Annotated in this window: 11 protein-coding genes and 1 tRNA gene; 4 read left to right on the plus strand and 8 right to left on the minus strand. The window is 63.1% G+C overall.

Translation table 11 applies throughout. The features are described 5' to 3' along the window. Window positions 1-3: 3 nt before the first annotated feature. Window positions 4-606 (minus strand): CDP-alcohol phosphatidyltransferase family protein, encoded by a 603-nt coding sequence (locus J2R99_RS04700; protein WP_307153314.1) that lies wholly within the window; start codon window positions 604-606, stop codon window positions 4-6. 105 nt (window positions 607-711) lie between these two features. On the opposite strand from J2R99_RS04700, the gene J2R99_RS04705 reads away from it, so the two are divergent. Next, window positions 712-1,533, plus strand: a complete 822-nt coding sequence (locus J2R99_RS04705) for a transporter substrate-binding domain-containing protein (protein ID WP_307153315.1) — start codon at window positions 712-714, stop codon at window positions 1,531-1,533. 8 nt (window positions 1,534-1,541) lie between these two features. Here J2R99_RS04705 and J2R99_RS04710 read toward each other — a convergent pair whose 3' ends face one another. Both J2R99_RS04710 and J2R99_RS04715 read right to left on the minus strand, forming a co-directional pair. Then, window positions 1,542-2,348, minus strand: a complete 807-nt coding sequence (locus J2R99_RS04710) for a sterol desaturase family protein (RefSeq protein WP_307153316.1) — start codon at window positions 2,346-2,348, stop codon at window positions 1,542-1,544. A 37-nt stretch (window positions 2,349-2,385) separates the two neighbouring features. Then, complete coding sequence (locus J2R99_RS04715) at window positions 2,386-2,799, minus strand: tellurite resistance TerB family protein (protein ID WP_307153317.1); 414 nt, start codon at window positions 2,797-2,799, stop codon at window positions 2,386-2,388. 177 nt (window positions 2,800-2,976) lie between these two features. On the opposite strand from J2R99_RS04715, the gene J2R99_RS04720 reads away from it, so the two are divergent. Beyond that, entirely contained in the window at window positions 2,977-4,587 is a 1,611-nt protein-coding gene (locus J2R99_RS04720) for a lysine--tRNA ligase (RefSeq protein WP_307153318.1), read from the plus strand. Window positions 4,588-4,730: 143 nt separating this feature from the next. Next, window positions 4,731-4,805 (plus strand) — tRNA-Gly (locus tag J2R99_RS04725). Between the two features lie 16 nt (window positions 4,806-4,821). On the opposite strand, the gene katE is transcribed toward J2R99_RS04725, so the two are convergent. The 3 genes from katE to J2R99_RS04740 form a co-directional block, all read right to left on the minus strand. Next, window positions 4,822-6,939, minus strand: coding sequence for a catalase (gene katE / locus J2R99_RS04730; RefSeq protein ID WP_307153319.1), 2,118 nt, complete (start codon window positions 6,937-6,939; stop codon window positions 4,822-4,824). 285 nt (window positions 6,940-7,224) lie between these two features. Continuing rightward, the gene (locus tag J2R99_RS04735) at window positions 7,225-8,703 is read right to left on the minus strand and encodes a glycosyltransferase (RefSeq protein ID WP_307153320.1); all 1,479 of its coding nucleotides are present in this window, start codon (window positions 8,701-8,703) and stop codon (window positions 7,225-7,227) included. A gap of 316 nt (window positions 8,704-9,019) precedes the next feature. Continuing rightward, a complete protein-coding gene (locus J2R99_RS04740; RefSeq protein ID WP_307153321.1) occupies window positions 9,020-11,002 on the minus strand; it encodes a glycosyltransferase in 1,983 nt (660 codons plus the stop codon). A gap of 313 nt (window positions 11,003-11,315) precedes the next feature. Here J2R99_RS04740 and apaG point away from each other — a divergent pair, with 313 nt between their 5' ends. After that, window positions 11,316-11,708: a Co2+/Mg2+ efflux facilitator ApaG/CorD gene (gene apaG / locus J2R99_RS04745; protein WP_128293230.1), complete on the plus strand. Its 393-nt coding sequence runs from the start codon at window positions 11,316-11,318 to the stop codon at window positions 11,706-11,708. Window positions 11,709-11,724: 16 nt separating this feature from the next. Here the strand turns inward: apaG and J2R99_RS04750 are convergent, their stop codons facing one another. Further along, the gene (locus J2R99_RS04750) at window positions 11,725-15,120 is read right to left on the minus strand and encodes an efflux RND transporter permease subunit (RefSeq protein ID WP_307153322.1); all 3,396 of its coding nucleotides are present in this window, start codon (window positions 15,118-15,120) and stop codon (window positions 11,725-11,727) included. Then, window positions 15,117-16,496 (minus strand): efflux RND transporter periplasmic adaptor subunit, encoded by a 1,380-nt coding sequence (locus J2R99_RS04755; RefSeq protein ID WP_307153323.1) that lies wholly within the window; start codon window positions 16,494-16,496, stop codon window positions 15,117-15,119. The genes J2R99_RS04750 and J2R99_RS04755 overlap by 4 nt, the downstream gene beginning before the upstream one ends. Between the last annotated feature and the right edge of the window lie 108 nt (window positions 16,497-16,604).

Raw genomic sequence — 16,604 nt, forward strand, 5'->3', positions numbered from 1 at the left:
GCATCAGAAGGTGCGCCAACCGAGCAGAATGCGCGAGGTCGTCGTCACGGCGCAAAGCGCCGCAAACAGGTAGGCGAGAGGCGAAAAAAACGCGGGAAACAGGCAGAAGGCGAGGAAGAAGATCACCGTCTCCGCGCCTTCCATGAGCCCGGTCGTGAAATAAAGCGACTTCACGCCGCGCTGGTCCGTCGTGATTTTCTTCTTTTCCGCCATCACGGCGAAGGCGAGAAAGCTCGCGCCGTTGACGTAAAAGGCGAGAAGCAGGATCGCGGCCGCAAGTGCGTTGGCGTCCGGATCGGCGAGCGCGAAGGCGGCGGGAACGAGGCCGTAAAAGGCAAAATCGAGAGTGATATCGAGGAAGCCGCCACGATCGCTCAACCTGGTCGCACGTGCGACGGCACCATCGAGCCCATCGGCGAGACGGCCCAAGAGAATAAGAACGAAAGCAAGTACGTAGGCCTCGACGACGATCGCGCCGGCGGCGACAAGGGCGAGACCGAAGCCGGCCAAAGTCACCTGATCGGCGGTGACACCGCGGCCGGCGAGCATCCGCCCGAGAGAGTTCAACCCGGGTTCGATCTGCTTGCGGATAAGCCCGTCGAGCATCTTCCGCCTCCTCGCGGTCTCATTCGCTGACGCTCGCTCCTCTAGCGGTCCCGTCACCAAGACACTATGAACGATTGTAAACGACCTCGTGATTGGCGCGCCGTCTTGCCGAGACTTTTCCTCTTTCTCGCGATCCTTTTCGCCTCCGCGGCCGGAGCGGCGAAGGCCGAAGAGCCGGTGATCCCCAATTTCTGGGACCCGCGGTCGCGCATCGAGCGGCCCAATATGGATGCGATCGGCGCGATCCGCTTTCTGGTGACGGACGATTTCGCGCCATTCTCCTTTCGCGACCGGCACGGCGACCTGGTCGGCTTCGACATCGACCTGATCCGCGCCATGTGCGAGACGCTCGAAGTCCAGTGCGCGGTGCAGTCGCGCCCCTACGAGACGCTGGAAACAGCGCTTCGGGACAAGGAAGGCGACGCCATCATGGCCGGGCTTTCACCCGATCCGGAAGGCGACAATCCGCTTCTTGCAACGCGTCCCTATCTCAAGATTCCGGCACGCTTCGTCACGCTGAAGGAAACGGAGTTCGAGCCCGACGGCGAAACAGACGGGTTTGTAGGCGTCGTCTGCGATAGCGCGCATCAGGCCTTCCTGGAGGATTATTTTCCGAAGGCACAGGTCGCCTGCTACCAGAGCCCGGCCGCCGCTTTGCAATCTCTGCAGGAAAAGCGGCTCACCGCCGTCTTTGGCGACGCGCTCAGCCTCGCCTTCTGGCTGCATGGCGCAGGCGCAAAGGATTGCTGCCGCTTCACCGGCGGGCCTTATCTCAACGATGCCTATTTCGGCGACGGGCTGCAGATCGCCGTGCGGCCGCAAGAGCACGAGCTCAAGAGCGCGCTCGATTACGCGCTGCGCGAAACCTATCGCAACGGCACCTATGCCGAACTCTATCTGCGCTATTTTCCCGTTGGCCTGTTCTGAGCCGTGCCTCAGGCACCACGCCGGAAGGGATAGAGAAGCGACCAGAGGAAACGGGCCGGCGCGCCGTCCTGGTGCGGCTTGAGGCCGAGACGCATGCCCACCTGCCCGGCCTCCGGATCTTGCGTGTAGACGCGGAAGAGCCGGTCCCAGACGGAGAAGTTGAAGCCATAATTGCTATCGGTTTCGCGCCGCTCCACCGAATGGTGGATGCGATGCATGTCCGGCGTCACGATCAGGAAGCGCAGCACGCGGTCGACCCGGTCGGGTAGACGAACGTTTGAATGGTTGAACATCGCCGCGCCGTTCAAAACGATCTCGAAGAGTAGAACCGACAGGACCGGCGCACCGATCAAAATGACGAAAGCCGCCTTCAGGCACATGGAGATGAGAATTTCGATCGGATGAAAGCGCAGCGCCGTCGTCACGTCGACATCGACATCGGCATGGTGCACGCGATGGACGCGCCACAGGATCGGGATCTTGTGAAAGGCGACATGCTCCGCCCAGACGGTGAAGTCGAGCAGGATGAAAGCCAGGAGGCCAGAGAAAAGCGGATCGAGACCGAGCACGCGGAACAGCCCAAATCCCTGCGCTTCGGCAAAGATGGCAGCGCCCACCGCCGCCATCGGAAAGATCACCCGCAGGACCGCGACATCGACGAGAAGGACAGCGAGGTTTGTCACCCAGCGCCGGCCCTTGAGCGGATGTGCTTTGCGGCGCGGATAGGCGAGCTCAAAGGCCGCCATCGCACCGAAAATGCCGAAGAAGGCGAGAAGCCGAATGCCGGCTTCTGAGAAGAGAAATCCGAAATTCATTACGCCTCTTCATATGGCCCCGGCTGCCGCGCGACCCTTAAACGCGACGGTAGCGGGCCGTGGCCGAGCGCTCCAGGGCAGCCGCGGTCAATTTGTCGATAGCGAGCCGGTCACGAAGCAGGCTGAGGAAGCGCAGCTCCTCTTGCGGCAGATCGAGATCAGCGACCGCCACTTCGACGACCATGGCGTAGAGCGTGTCGTAGAGCTTCTCAGGCACCGCGTCTTCAAGCAGCGACAGCATGTTTTCTAACCCGTCCGAACCGGCGAGGATTTCGGCCGCGGTGCGCGACACATCCGGCAGACGGTCGCTGTCGAAGCCTGAAAAGACCGGCAGGGAGCGCGTCAGATTGCCGATTGTCATGAGTTCGGGATCGGCCATGTGGCCGTCCACGGCCGAAACGGTGACCATGGCGTAGACGAGGGCATCCTGGGTGGAAACCGTTTGCGGCATTCTGGGCTCCTTGGCCGGCTGGCATTGTCGCGTAGCTATGTTCGCGCACGCCGCTTCGCAAGCTGCCCAGTGCCTCGACGCCGCGCTTTCCTTGCGTTAGAGCTGCGCTCCCAGATTGCGGGGCCGGCGCGCCAAGGCCCGACCCCGGCCGCAATCGCTCAACCACCAGGATGAAAAATGTCTGCCCAGTCTCTGCCCGAAGAATGGCTCGCCGCCGCACAAGTCTCGAAGGCCTGGCCTTTCGAGGAAGCGCGCAAGCTGATCGAGCGGCTGGAGAAACGTGGCGGAGACAAACGCGAGATCCTGTTTGAGACCGGCTACGGCCCCTCCGGCCTGCCGCATATCGGCACCTTCGGCGAGGTGGCGCGCACGACGATGGTGCGCCACGCTTTCCGCGTTCTGACCAAGGACAGCGTGCCGACCCGCCTCCTCTGCTTCTCCGACGACATGGACGGGCTCCGGAAAGTGCCGGAGAACGTGCCGAACCGGGAGATGATGGAGGCGCATCTCGGCAAGCCGTTGACGGAGGTGCCCGACCCGTTCTCCAACGAGTACGATAGCTTCGGACGGGCGAACAATGCACGGCTCAGAGCCTTTCTCGACAAGTTCGGCTTCGAGTACGAATTCGCCTCGGCGACGGATTATTACAAGAGCGGCCGCTTCGACGAGACGCTTCTCAAGATGCTCGCCGTCTACGAGAAAGTGCGGGCGATCATTCTGCCGACGCTGGGCGAGGAGCGGCGCGCCACCTATTCGCCCTTTCTGCCGATCTGCCCGCGGACCGGCATCGTCCTGCAGGTGCCGACGATCGCGCGCAACCCTGAGGCCGGCACCATCACCTATCTCGATCCGGAGACGAAAGAGGAGGTGACGGTGGGTGTCACCGGCGGCCAGGTGAAGTGCCAGTGGAAGGCCGACTGGGCACTCCGCTGGACGGCGCTCGGCGTCGACTACGAGATGGCCGGCAAGGATCTCATTGATTCCGTCCGGCTGTCCTCGCAGATCTGCCGGGCTCTCGGCGGCAACCCGCCGGAGGGCTTCAATTACGAGCTCTTCCTCGACGAGAACGGCGAGAAGATCTCAAAGTCGCGCGGGAACGGGCTCACCATCGACGAATGGCTCGCCTATGCGTCGCCGGAGAGCCTGGCGCTCTACATGTTCCAGAAGCCGCGCTCGGCCAAGCGGCTTTATTTCGACGTCATCCCGCGGGCGGTCGACGAATATTTCTCGCATCTCGCCGGCTATGAGGCGCAGACGCCGGAGCAGAAGATCGTCAATCCCGTCTGGCACATCCATTCCGGAGAGCCGCCGGAAGTCGAGATGCCGGTTTCGTTCGCCATGCTCCTCAACCTCGTCTCGGCGTCGAATTCCGAAGACGCACGCGTTCTTTGGGGCTTCATCTCCCGCTATGCGCCGGGTGCGAGCGCGGAAAGCCATCCGGCCCTCAATGAGCTCGTCGGTTACGCGATCCGCTACTACAACGATTTCGTCAAACCGACCAAGAGCTTCCGCGCGCCGACGGACACCGAGAAGGCCGCTCTCACCGATCTCGACCAGCGCCTTTCGGCGCTGCCGGACAACGCCAGTGGCGAGGAGATCCAAAACGAGGTCTATGCCGTCGGCAAGGCGCACGATTTCGGCAATCTCCGCGACTGGTTTCAGGCGCTCTACCAGGTGCTTCTCGGCCAGGACCAGGGACCGCGCTTCGGCTCCTTCGTGGCGCTTTACGGCATCGGCGAGACGCGGGCGCTGATCGCAAAGGCGCTCGACGGCAAGCTCGCCGCGTGAGCGGCCGGCCGGCACGCCACTCTGAACGTCTTGGCCAGAGCGGCGCGCGGAGCCTCGCCAGAGAACCCCATCAGAGAAAATCGAGCGGCCCTTCCGATCCTGCTTGACGGGAGGGCCGCCCGCAGCCAATTTGCGATCCGGCCGCGGGCGTAGTTCAGTGGTAGAACGTCAGCTTCCCAAGCTGAATGTCGTCGGTTCGATCCCGATCGCCCGCTCCACCTTTCCTCTCCGTGCTCAGCCAGCGCTCACCTTCGGCTCGCGGTCCCAGACGCGCAGCTTGCCGAGGCTTTTCACGAAGCTCTTCGCGTCGCCGGCGCCCGAGAGCGCGACGCAGCCTGCATCCATGTCGGAGGCAATCCCGGCCTTCTCGAAAAGCATCTTCGCCGCCTGCGAATAGGCGATGAACTTGCAGTGCACGAAGGCGTCGGAGACGAAATCCTTCGCCGGCGGCATCTTGGCAAGCGCGACAACCGTATCCTCGGACGTCAGGATCGCCACCGCGTCGTAAAGGACGGAAGGTCCGCCATCGATCTTCTCATCGGCCTCGATCCAGGTGCCGTCAGAGGCTTCGACACCGCCCACCATGGGGGCCACGAACTCAATCATCGCGCCCTCCGCCTCAACGGCCGATTTCAGCGCTTTCACGAGATCGATATCAACGCCGTCCGTGACGAGCACGCCGAGCTTGCGGCCGGCAAAACTCTCCGGGCCGTTCAGGAGGATGGAGAGCTTGGGCGAGGCCTTGAGATCCGTCTTCGTCGGCATGGCCGCTTCGATCGGCTCTGGCATCTTCTTGAGACGCAGCCCGTCCGCCACCTGCTTCGCCAGATCCTCATCGACATTCCTGAGATGCGCGACGATGCGGGCGCGAATTTCAGGCGTCTGCACCTTGGACAATTCGAATGTGAACGCTGAAGCGATATGCCCCTGCTCGACATCCGTCTGTGAGATGTAGAACTGCCGGGCCTGGCTGTAATGATCGGCGAAGGTTTCAGAACGGATGCGGCCCTTCTCGCCTTCGACAACCTCCGGATGCGAGGCAAAACCGTTCTTCGGGTCCTCCCGCGGCCCGCCTTCCTCTCCGCTCCAGGAGTTCGGCTCGTAATTGGCGCGCCCCACCGGATTGTGGAAAGCCATATGGCCGTCCTGCTGGAAATGATGGAAGGGGCAGCGCGGCGCATTCACCGGCAGATGCGTGAAATTGGTGGAGCCGAGGCGCGACAGCTGGGTGTCGAGATAAGAAAAGTTGCGCCCCTGCAGGAGCGGGTCGTTGGTGAAGTCGATGCCTGGCACGAGATTGCCGGTGTGGAAGGCGACCTGCTCGGTCTCGGCGAAGAAATTGTCGACGCAGCGGTTCAAGACCATGCGCCCGACCGGCTTCACCGGCACCTCTTCTTCGGGGATGATTTTCGTCGCATCGAGCACGTCGAAATCGAACTTATCGACGAAGTCCTCGTCGAAGAGCTGCAGACCGAGCTCCCATTCGGGATGATCGCCCATCTTGATCGCATCCCACAGGTCGCGGCGATGGAAATCGGGATCGGCGCCGTTCAGTTTCACCGCCTCGTTCCAGACAACCGATTGCATGCCCTGCTTCGGCTTCCAGTGGAATTTGACGAAGGTCGATTTTCCCTCGGCATTGACGAAACGGAAGGTGTGGACGCCGAACCCCTCCATGAAACGGAACGAACGCGGGATCGTGCGGTCCGACATGATCCACAGCGCCATGTTGATCGATTCCGGCGTCAGCGAAATGAAATCCCAGAAATTATCGTGCGCCGTCTGCGCCTGCGGGAAGCCGCGGTCGGGCTCCTGCTTGGCGGCGTGGATGAGATCGGGAAATTTGATGGCGTCCTGGATGAAGAAGACCGGGATGTTGTTGCCGACGATGTCCCAGTTGCCTTCCTTCGTATAAAATTTCACCGCGAAACCGCGCACGTCGCGGGCAAGATCGGCCGAGCCTTTATTGCCGGCAACCGTGGAGAAGCGGACGAAAACATCCGTCTTCTCGCCGGGACGCAGGAAAAGATCGGCCGCGGTGATATCGGACAGGCTCTCATAGGTCTCGAAATAGCCGTGCGCACCGAAACCTCTGGCATGCACGACGCGCTCCGGGATCCGCTCATGATCGAAATGGAAAATCTTCTCGCGGAAGTGCTGGTCTTCCAGAAGCGTCGGCCCACGGCGTCCGGCTTTCAGCGAGTTCTGATCGTCGGAGACGGGCGCACCCTGCGCCGTCGTCAGCGGCTTTCTCTTGCCATTCGCAACCTGATGAACCTCGCCGCCCGTGCCGCGCAGCACCTTCTCGCCTGCGAAGTCTCCGGGTTTCATATCCTGCTCAGATCTTGCCATGAGACTGTCTCCTCGATGTAGGGGTGCGGAACTGCGGACTGGCTGTCTCAGGCGCAACACGAGCCTGACGCGAGCCGTTCCCTCACAGGGCGGAGACTTTCTTTAGCTGCGCAACGGAAGTGGCCGATCGCCCAGCGTTACGGTGGATGACGCATCCGTGTCGGCCGCGATCTTGCCGCTCTGGCGGACAAACCGGCGCCCCGGCCAGGCAATCGGCTGGCGGGGCGGCGAGGCGATCGCCGCCCGACATTTTCGATCAGGTGCGCCCGATCGGGGGCTCGACGATCAGGCGGCGGCGCGACCGTCGAGCGTCTCCGCCAGTACGCGCAGCCAGTTGCGCACATGGGCGAAGACCAGAAACTCGTTGTGGACGCGCTGCTGCGCGCTCAGGCCGAAGGCGTCGCGACGTTCCTGGTCGAGCAAGAGCTCGGTCAGCGTGCGGGCGATGTCATCCGTGTCGTGGGCGTCCCTGACGAGGCGTCCATCGAGATCCGGCCGGATCTGCTGGCGCAGGCCGGCCGCCGGCGAGCCGACGATCGCAGCGCGCTTCCACATCGCTTCCGTCACCGTCAGACCGAAACCCTCTCGGACCGAATTCTGAACGACGATATCGGAGCAGCGCTGCAGCGCGTTGACGAGGAGCGCGTTGTTCTTGGGTGACGTCATTGGCAGGGAGAGGACGGCAATGGAATCCTGAAGCTCGGGGTCGAGCGACAGGTAAGTGTCCATCACCTCTTTCAGAGCCTCCAAACCTTCTGGATCGTCGGTCACCGATTCCGGATCAGGACCGGCGAGCACCAGGCGCGCAAGGTCGAGCGGTCGGCGCTCTTCCTCGCTCAACGTGTTCGTCTTCAGGGCCTCTTTCATCTTCACAAAGCCCTGCATGAGGGGCAGCCAGCCCTTGAGGCGGTCCCAGCGGGACACCTGCGTGACGATGGGTCGAAATAGCAGGCCGAGATCTTCAGGCTCGGTCGCCGGGGCCCATTCGCCGTTCCTCTGCAGCCTTTGCGCACGCTCTTCGAAAGGCGGTGTCAATGTCGGGCCAGTTGCCGTGATCAGGCCGCCATTGGCGAGAATGCCGGCAAGCTTGTGCACCGGCAGATCCCGGTTCTTGTTGCTCAAGGGATCGATGGAGGGGTGGATGATGGTGGCCCGCCCGGCGAGACAGCGCGGGATATATTCCGGCGCCGTGAAGACGGTGTGGTCGTATTTCACCGCCCATTGCTCCAGAAACTCCCAGGCCGCGATGGTTTCCGGCGTTTCCTCGTCGAGGCCGATATGGCAGCGCCAGATGGCGGTCAGACCCATACGCTCGCGCAAAAGCGCACCGGCTCCGAGCGGCTGCGGATCGTGGATGACGAGAACGTCGTTCGGCTCCACGAACTCGGCGAGACGGGCTGCCACCGAATGGCTCACCTTCTCGTAAAGCGCGTGGGCACCATTGCCGAGATCGGGGTCGCCAGCGCCATGGATAAGATTATGGATCTGCTTGGTCAGACGGAAAAACTCGTCCTCGTCGCTTTCCATCACAAGCCAGTTGGCGTCGACACCGAGTTCACGCAGCATGGCGATCAACGGCGGCAAAAGCTCTGCGACGCCGCCCCCATGGGCCGTCGAGTTGACCATCCAGACACGCCGTCCCTGCAATTTCGGCAGGAGCATTTCGGCCTCCTCACGGAGGTCGCGCACATCGTTGCTCAGATGCGCAATACGCTCGTAATCCTTCAGCGAGGCGTGGTGGTTGGAATCGATGAGTCTTGCCATGCCTGTTCTCAAATCCTCATGCGTTCAACGCCGCAGATGCAAAACCTATGCCGGAGGGTCCATCGGGAAAGATCACACGCGGGTCGAGGCCGCAAAAACGCCAACGTAAGCCCCATGCGCACGACTCTCGCCGGCGAAAATCACAGTTGAACGACAGAACCCGTCAAAGAAATCCGGCCGGAGACAGAGGCGGCCATCTGCAGGAAAGGAAGCTCAGCTTCCCGGGTGGACGGCTTTTCTAACCGTAAGCCTCCCAAGGCTCAACCGGAGCGGCAGAAACAGGCCGGCAGGACTTCACCGTGCAGCGCCCTTTGCATCAAAGGGCCGCAGGCGCAGGACGGCTTGAGGCGCCGGAATCTGAAGTTACGCAACTCGGGGGCCTCGGCCGTCCACTTTCGGAGCGTGTGCCTTTGCCCCACAACGCGCTGAACCGTGAAATGCCAAGCCAGGAAACGGCGAACCCTCTCCCTGTGCGGCAGGGAGCATCGGGCTTCAACCCGCGTGCCATGGAAAGCCCGTGCGCCGTCTTCTCCCACACAAACGGCCGGCGCAGGAGCTGGACGAAGGCCTGCCAGGAGGCAAACGACATCGCCAGCCAATAGAACGGCAGGAGCGCGATCATGGGCACGAGGTCCATTCGCCCGATTGATCGCAGACCGCGGAAGGCCATGACGGACGAGGACAGGACGAGCACCGTCACATTGAGGAAGTTCGCAGCGAGAAGGCCCCATGCGAGGAGGCCGTCCGGCTCCGGCACGCCGCCCAAGGCCAAAGCCGCGACGAGGCCGACAAGGCAGGCGGGGGCGTAGGCAAGAAGCCCCGCGACACCCATTCCCAAAATGGCGAGCACCGCCAGACGGTCCTTCGGCGTGAGAGCCGGTGCAGAACCCCGCCCCGGCCACATCGCGACGAGGAGGCTTTGCATCCAGCCCTTCACCCAGCGCCGGCGTTGCCCCATCCATTGCGACGGTGAGACCGGCGCCTCCTCGAAGGTGCGCGAGAGGATGGTGATGCTGCGATATTTGTAACGGGCGAGCCTGATCCCGAGATCGGCATCCTCGGTGACGTTGAAGGGATCCCAGGCCCCGGTCCTCTTCAGAACGGAGAGCGGAAAATGATTGGATGTGCCACCGAGCGGAAGCGGCATCCGCCACTCAGCGAGAGCCGGCAGGAACACGTCGAAATTGGCCGCATATTCGAGCGCAAACAGCTTCGAAATGACGTTCTCTGTGTTGTCGATGGTGAGGCGCGCCTGCACGCAACCAAGCGCCGGGTCACTCGCAAAGGCGGCGGCCGCCTTTCGAAGCTGATTAGGCTCGGGACGATCCTCCGCATCGTAGACGACCACGAGCCGCCCCGTGGCGAAGGGCAGACCATAAACAAGCGCTTTCGGTTTGGTGCGCGGCTCCTGCGGCGGAACGGGAACGATCTGGTAGCGCGGATGACGCGCATGGAGGTTTGCGGCGGCAAGAGTTTCCTCGTCGTCGGCCTCGATCAGCAGAAGACATTGGAGCTTCGAGGAGGGGTAGTCGATGCGGTCGAGATGGGCGACGAGATCAGGCAAGATCCCGGCCTCTCGATAGAGCGGGACAAGGATCGTGTAACTCGGCAAATCCGCGTCGCTCAAAGGCGGCGCCGGCCTATCGGCAATCTCCAAGAACGCTATGGCCGATTTGAGGAGCATACCGAGAAAAAAGAAGGCGCTCAGGAGAATGGCGACGATGCGCCCAAAAGGCAGGGGCGAGACGAGGATCAAGACGCTCAAGGCGATCGGCGCCGCCGCGATCGCGAGCCGTCCCTTTAGAGAACGGCAGACGAGCGCCGAAAGCTGCGGTTTCGCCCGCGCCAGGCGATGTGCCGCGCAATAAGCGAGGCCGGCATCGTTGCGGGCCAAAAGACACGCCTGGATCGTCGCCGGATCGGCGATCGCAAAGCGGTGTTTGATCTCGGGGAGCCGGGCCAAGAGACGCTGCAATTCCTCAACTTGGGCCGGCCCCTCCGGCGCCAGCACGAGCACGCGCGCAGCGCCGCTTTCAACGAGCATTCGTCGCGATCTTGCGATGGTTTCCGCAGCCGGGGGCAAAGCCTCGGCAAGCAGCGTCACCGGCTCTCCTTCGGCGATGAAGCGTAGACCAAGGTGCTCTGCAAGAAGCCGCCAATAAAGAGCCCGCGAAAAGCCCGGCAGGGCCATCAATTCCTGACTGGCCGTCGTTCCCCGTCGCCTGGCGAGCTGTGCCGCAAGGGCAAGCATTCGCTGTGTGAGGCCACGCCCGGCGAGGAATGCGATATCGGCGGGCAAAACCGCTTCGCCCTGGCGGCGAGAATCGACGGGAGGTGGAGATGGGAGCAGCGGCAAAGCGCGCGCTGTACGCGAGACCGCTGAAAAGTTCCGTCTCGGCGGAACAGAAACAGGCTGACGCAGCCCGCCACCGCTGCGGCGGATACCCGGATTCTCTCCTTGCAAGCTCGCCCCCTCCAAGCCCGCCAGAAACACAACCTTAGCACGAGTTTTGCGGTAAACAAATCCTTAACGGAGCCCTCTGCCGACACGCAAAGAGCTTGCGCTGTGTGACCACGTCACGCAAAAAGCGCCGCAAAGAATCGGAACCACCATGTACCGCGCCACCACCCGCAACATCACCGTCTCCGTCGCGCCGGAGTTTCTGGAAAAAGAATCCAATCGCGAAGCGGGCCGGTTCTTCTGGGCCTACACGATCGAAATCACCAATGAAGGCCAAGAGCGGGTGCAGCTTTTACGTCGCCATTGGCAGATCACCGATGCGCTCGGGCGCACGGAAGAGGTTCATGGGCCGGGCGTCGTGGGCGAGCAGCCCGAAATCCCGCCGGGCGAGACTTTTCGTTATACGAGCGGTTGTCCGCTCAGCACGCCGTCAGGGATCATGGTGGGCAGCTACGACATGGTGAGCGAGACAGGCTCCGGCTTCTCCGTCGAGATCCCCGCCTTTTCTCTCGATCTCCCGGGACAAAAAGCGCTCCTTCACTGAGGGAGAAAACGCCGCCTCAGGAGCGGGCGAAAGCTGAGACGCGCCGTCCCGAGGCGAAGCGGAAGAGCCGCGAAATATCCCCGCCGATGCCGATCAGCGCCGGCACGAGGAAGAGCACGAGCCCGGTCGCAAAGCCCAGACCGAAGACCATGGTGATCGCCATGGGCAGCAAGAACTGCGCCTGCAGGCTCGTCTCCGTCAGAAGAGGCGCAAGCCCGGCAATCGTTGTGAGCGAGGTGAGGAGCACCGCACGCAGGCGGTCCGTGCTTGCCCCGATCGCGGCCTCGGCCAGATCGTCGCCATCCCTCAAACGCTCCTCCAGCCGGTCCACAAGAATGATGGAATCGTTGACGAGGATCCCTGCCAGTCCGAGCAGGCCGAAGAGCGACAGGATGGTCAGATCAAATCCCATGAACAAATGGCCGAGGGTCGCGCCCACGAAGCCGAAGGGGATGATCAGCATCACAGCGATCGGTCGCAGATAGGAGGCGAAGACCCAGGCGAGCAGGATGTAGATGACGGCGAGAGCGATCACCGCACCGAGCTTCAGGTCGGCGAAGGCGTCCTCACGCTCCTCCGCGCGTCCGGAAAAGCCGGTTTCGAGGCCGTAGCGCGCGGCGATGCGGTCGATCGCGCCGGTTTGGCGCAGAGAGACGAGAACCGCCCCCGGATTGGTGACGGCGAGATCAACATCGGCCGTGACAGCAACGCTCGATTTGCCGTCGACGCGCTGGATGGAGGCAAAGCCCTGGCGCTCGCTCAGGGTCGCCACCTCCTCAAGAGGGACGTAGAAGCCCGCTGGCGTGCGCAATTGCAAAGAACGCAAGGCGGCCGTGCCCTCCCCGTCCAGCTTACGCTTGACGCGGATCGTCACCTCTTCGTCGCCATCGGCAAAGCGGCGCGGAATGGCGCCTTCCAGCGCATTGCGCACCTGGCGGCCGACGTCTTCGTTGGTGAGGCCGAGAGATGCACCCCGCGGCGTCAAACGGATGATGAGTTCCGGCTTTCCGTAAGGCAGGTCATCGGCCACGCCGGAAACACCCGGAAAGCCTGAGAGCACTTCCGCCGCCTCTTCGGCGGCCTTCTTCAGATCGGCTGCGTTGCCGCCCCGGAAGCGGATATCGACGTCGCGTCCCGGCGGCCCGCCGCGCATCTCGTAGACGGCAAAGCGCTTGATGCCGGCAAGGTCCGGCGCCTTCTCCTGCCAGGCGCGCACGATCGTCGGCGTGCGCACGTCGCGCTCTTCGGAGGTGACGAGCTGCACCCGGAATTCCGCAAGATTGTCACCCTCGGAGCGACCGGCAGAACCGATCGTCGTGAAGGCGGCGACGATCAGCGGCTTGTCCGGAGAAAGCTCGTCGCTTGCCTGCCAGAGAGCGGACTCGAGCTTTCTGACCGTCTCCTCGACCTCCTCGCGCGGCGTGCCCGGATTGAATTCCACGCGGCCGCGGATCGTCTCCGCCTCCGGGGACGGAAAGAAAACGAAGGCGACACGGCCACCCTGGAGGAGGCCGATCGTGAGAATGAAGCTCGCAACCGCGAGCGCCACCGTCAGGTAGCGCCAGTGATAGGTGAAGCGGACGAGCCGCAAAAACGGTCCACTGCGCACCCATTCAAAGCCATTGTCGAGGCCACGGCGCAAGGCCGTGCGACGGTGGGTGCTGCGTTCGCGGCGATGCGAGAGCATTGCCACCAGAGCCTCGATGAGGGCACCGGCGGCCATGGCGAAAGCGACAGTGAGAAAAAGCTGCAAGAACGACGGGCGCTCCGAAAACCAGTCGCCGAGAGCGGAAAGCCAGGACAGTCCCAGGAGCTCGCCCGTGCCCGGCCGCAGCGCCAGGATGACAGCAGCCGCGACCGACAGCGAGGCGAACACCCAGCGCCACATCGACCAGCCGAAATGACGCACCCTCGTCAGCGAATGGGCAAGATGGCCGGGCAGGACCAGAAAACATTCGACGAGACTTGCAAGGATCACCGCGATGACAACGAGCGGCAAGGTCTGGATGAACTGGCCGATACCGCCGCGCACCAGAAAAAGCGGCGCAAAGGCTGCGACCGTCGTCAGGCTCGCCGCGAAGACCGGCGTCATCATATGCCCCGCGCCGCGGATGGCTGCCGTCAGCCCGTCATCACCCCGGGACGAGCGCGTGGCCGTGTGCTCCCCCACGACGATGGCATCATCGACAATGACGCCGAGCATCATGATCAGCCCGAAGAGCGACATCATGTTGAGCGTCTGGCCGGTCACGTACATCACGCCGAGCGTCGTCATCATGGCGATGGGGATACCGGCGGCGACCCAGAACGCGATGCTGCCGTTCAAAAAGACGAACAGAATGAGGATGACGAGGACGAGGCCCTGGAGGCCGTTGCGGACCAGAAGCATGATCCGGTCGGCCACCTGATCGGCATTGACGTCGTATTTCAGGATCTCGACATCCGGCGGCAATGTCGGGCGGACGCGCTCCAGATAATCGTTCATCAGCCGTGCGCTGGCGAGCGTATCGGCGCTGGCGGAACGTTCCACATAAAGCTCGATGGCGCGCTGCCCTCGCGCCAGGCCTTCCTTGTCGTCGGGATCGAAGCGCTCGTTCACGTCGGCGAAATCGCCGACGCGGATCCTTTCGCCGGAAGCGAAGCCCTTGACCTCGATCTCCTTGATGGCCGCCGGATCTTTGGCATCGGAGAGTGCACGTACCTGGCGCGACATGGACGCATCGAGCTCGCCCGAGGGCAGGTCGCGGCTGTTGCCTGCGATCGCCGTCGAGACGTCGCCAATGGTGAGCCCAAGCCGGCGCAGTTCCGCCTCTTCGGCCGTCACAACCAGTTCGCGATCACGAAAGCCGGTATAAGTGACGGAATCGATGCCGGCGTCGATCAGCCCGTCATGAACCTTCTTGGCGATGGCGCGCAGCGCCGTCTCCGAATAAGGGCCGGTGACCGCCAATCTCGCGACGGCTTCGCGCCATTGTCTGAAGGAGACTTCCGGCTCTTCCGCATCATCCGGCAGGTTGGTGATCGCCGCCACTGCCGCCTCGACATCCGACAAGGCCTTCTGCATGTCGGCGCCGTCTTCGAATTCGAGCGAGATCGTGGCGCTCCCCTCGCGGGCATAGGAGCGCATCTCGTCGACGCCGTCGAGGAAGCGCACATCCGGCTCGATCACCTCCAGGATATTTGATTCCACGTCCTCGGCGCTCGCTCCCGGCCAGGAGACGGAGATGGAGATCGTGTCGGTTTCGAGCGAGGGAAAGAACTGCGTGTTGATCTTGAGAAGAGCGAAGATCCCGAACAGGACCATAAGCACCATCAAGAGGTTCGCGGCATTGGCGTGACGCGCAAAAAGCTCCACGATCGGGATGGCATCACGCCGCGGGCTCGACGGGGGAGCGGGCGGCACCGCACTCACGAGCCATGCCCCATCGACATCGTCGGAGAGATGCGCTTGTTCTCGCCGGGCTTCGCCACCTTGATGCCTTCGCGGGCATCGGCGATCTGCGTCGTCATCACCGTCTCGCCCTCCGCCAGGCCGGAGGTGACGATGACATCGGCCCCGTCATAGGCCGCGACCTCGACAGGGCGGCGTTGAAGACGTCCGTCCTCGACGACGAAAACGGCATTGCCGCCAAAAAGAGCCGTCTCCGGCAGCCGAACGGCGTTCTGCCAGGTTCTGTCGGGCACGGAGACTTCAACGAAGGCGCCTGGGCGGAGATCGACTTCCGGCCCGTCTTTGACGTTGGCGAAAAGCTCCACGCCGCCACGGTCGGCCACGACCTCCGCACCGATGCGATCGATCGTGCCCTTATAGACGAGAGGCTTGCCGCCGACCGTCCAGGTGATGTCGACCTCGCGTCCAATGACACCTTCGGAATCCGAGAGAAGACGGCCGAACTGGCGATCGCTCACCACGAAACGGGCTTCCACGGAGCCTTCGCGGTAGAGCTCCACGAGAAGATCGCTGGCACTCACCTTGCGACCGAGCCCAGCGGTCTCGTTCATGACGACGCCGTCAAAGGGCGCTTTCAGGACCGTGTCGGCGAGATTTCGCTCGGCCTCCTCGACGCGCCAGCGCAGCCGGTCATTGACCGCTTGCTGCTGCTCCAGCCGGGCACGGGCGACCTCAAGATTGGCCTGCCGCTCTTCGAGCGCCTGGGCACGCTGGCTCAAGATCAGTTGCCGCTCGTCGAGCGATTGCTGGGTGCCGGTGCCGCGGGTGCGGAGCTGTTCGGCGCGTTGAAGGTCAGTGCGGGCGAGCTCCAACTGTTCTTGCGCCCGCGAGACGGCAACCTCTTCAGCGCGTACACTCGCCTGCCGTTCGGTGAGCGTCGCCTCGGCCTCGCGCAGATTGGCACGGGCCTCTGTGAGCGCGCCCCGATAGGGGAAATCGTCGAGCGTGACGAGCGTTTCGCCCGTTTTCACCCGCCGCCCGACCTCCACGTCGTCGGAGATGGACACGATCTCGCCGGCAACGAGAGCACGCAGCTCAACCGTCTTGCCTGCGATCGTCGTACCAAAAACAGAAAAATCCGGCTGATGGCTGCCGAAGGTGACCGTCTGCGTTTCGACCGTGTAGACCTGCTCGCTCGGCGGGCGCTTCGGCCCCTCCGGCGCCGTGGCAGCCATATAGCGCATGCCTGCGACCGCAGCGGCAAGCACCACGAAAACGAGCACGGTCTGGACGAACCCACGCCAGAAGGGATGGGCCGTCTTTGGCTGCTTTTCGGAAGACGGCGAGCGTTCTGCCTCAGCCGGCCGATCGGCGGGCTGCAGCTCGTCTTCCTCCATGGCGCGCTTGGGCGCGGCGGAATCGACCAGCAGGAACGGCGTCTTGGCCTTGTCGGTCAGAGCAATATCCTTTGCGATTCAACGGCACCAGATAGCCTGAAACCTTAA

The sequence above is a fragment of the Rhodopseudomonas julia genome (genome assembly GCF_030813515.1).
Lineage (GTDB): Bacteria > Pseudomonadota > Alphaproteobacteria > Rhizobiales > Afifellaceae > Afifella > Afifella julia.

Bases quoted from the DNA above. Each gene is read 5' to 3' on its own strand.
- J2R99_RS04735 (WP_307153320.1), bottom strand. From the start codon at position 8,703: ATGGCAAGACTCATCGATTCCAACCACCACGCCTCGCTGAAGGATTAC.
- J2R99_RS04700 (WP_307153314.1), bottom strand. From the start codon at position 606: ATGCTCGACGGGCTTATCCGCAAGCAGATCGAACCCGGGTTGAACTCT.
- J2R99_RS04715 (WP_307153317.1), bottom strand. From the start codon at position 2,799: ATGCCGCAAACGGTTTCCACCCAGGATGCCCTCGTCTACGCCATGGTC.
- J2R99_RS04720 (WP_307153318.1), top strand. From the start codon at position 2,977: ATGTCTGCCCAGTCTCTGCCCGAAGAATGGCTCGCCGCCGCACAAGTC.
- J2R99_RS04710 (WP_307153316.1), bottom strand. From the start codon at position 2,348: ATGAATTTCGGATTTCTCTTCTCAGAAGCCGGCATTCGGCTTCTCGCC.
- J2R99_RS04755 (WP_307153323.1), bottom strand. From the start codon at position 16,496: ATGGAGGAAGACGAGCTGCAGCCCGCCGATCGGCCGGCTGAGGCAGAA.
- katE (WP_307153319.1), bottom strand. From the start codon at position 6,939: ATGGCAAGATCTGAGCAGGATATGAAACCCGGAGACTTCGCAGGCGAG.
- apaG (WP_128293230.1), top strand. From the start codon at position 11,316: ATGTACCGCGCCACCACCCGCAACATCACCGTCTCCGTCGCGCCGGAG.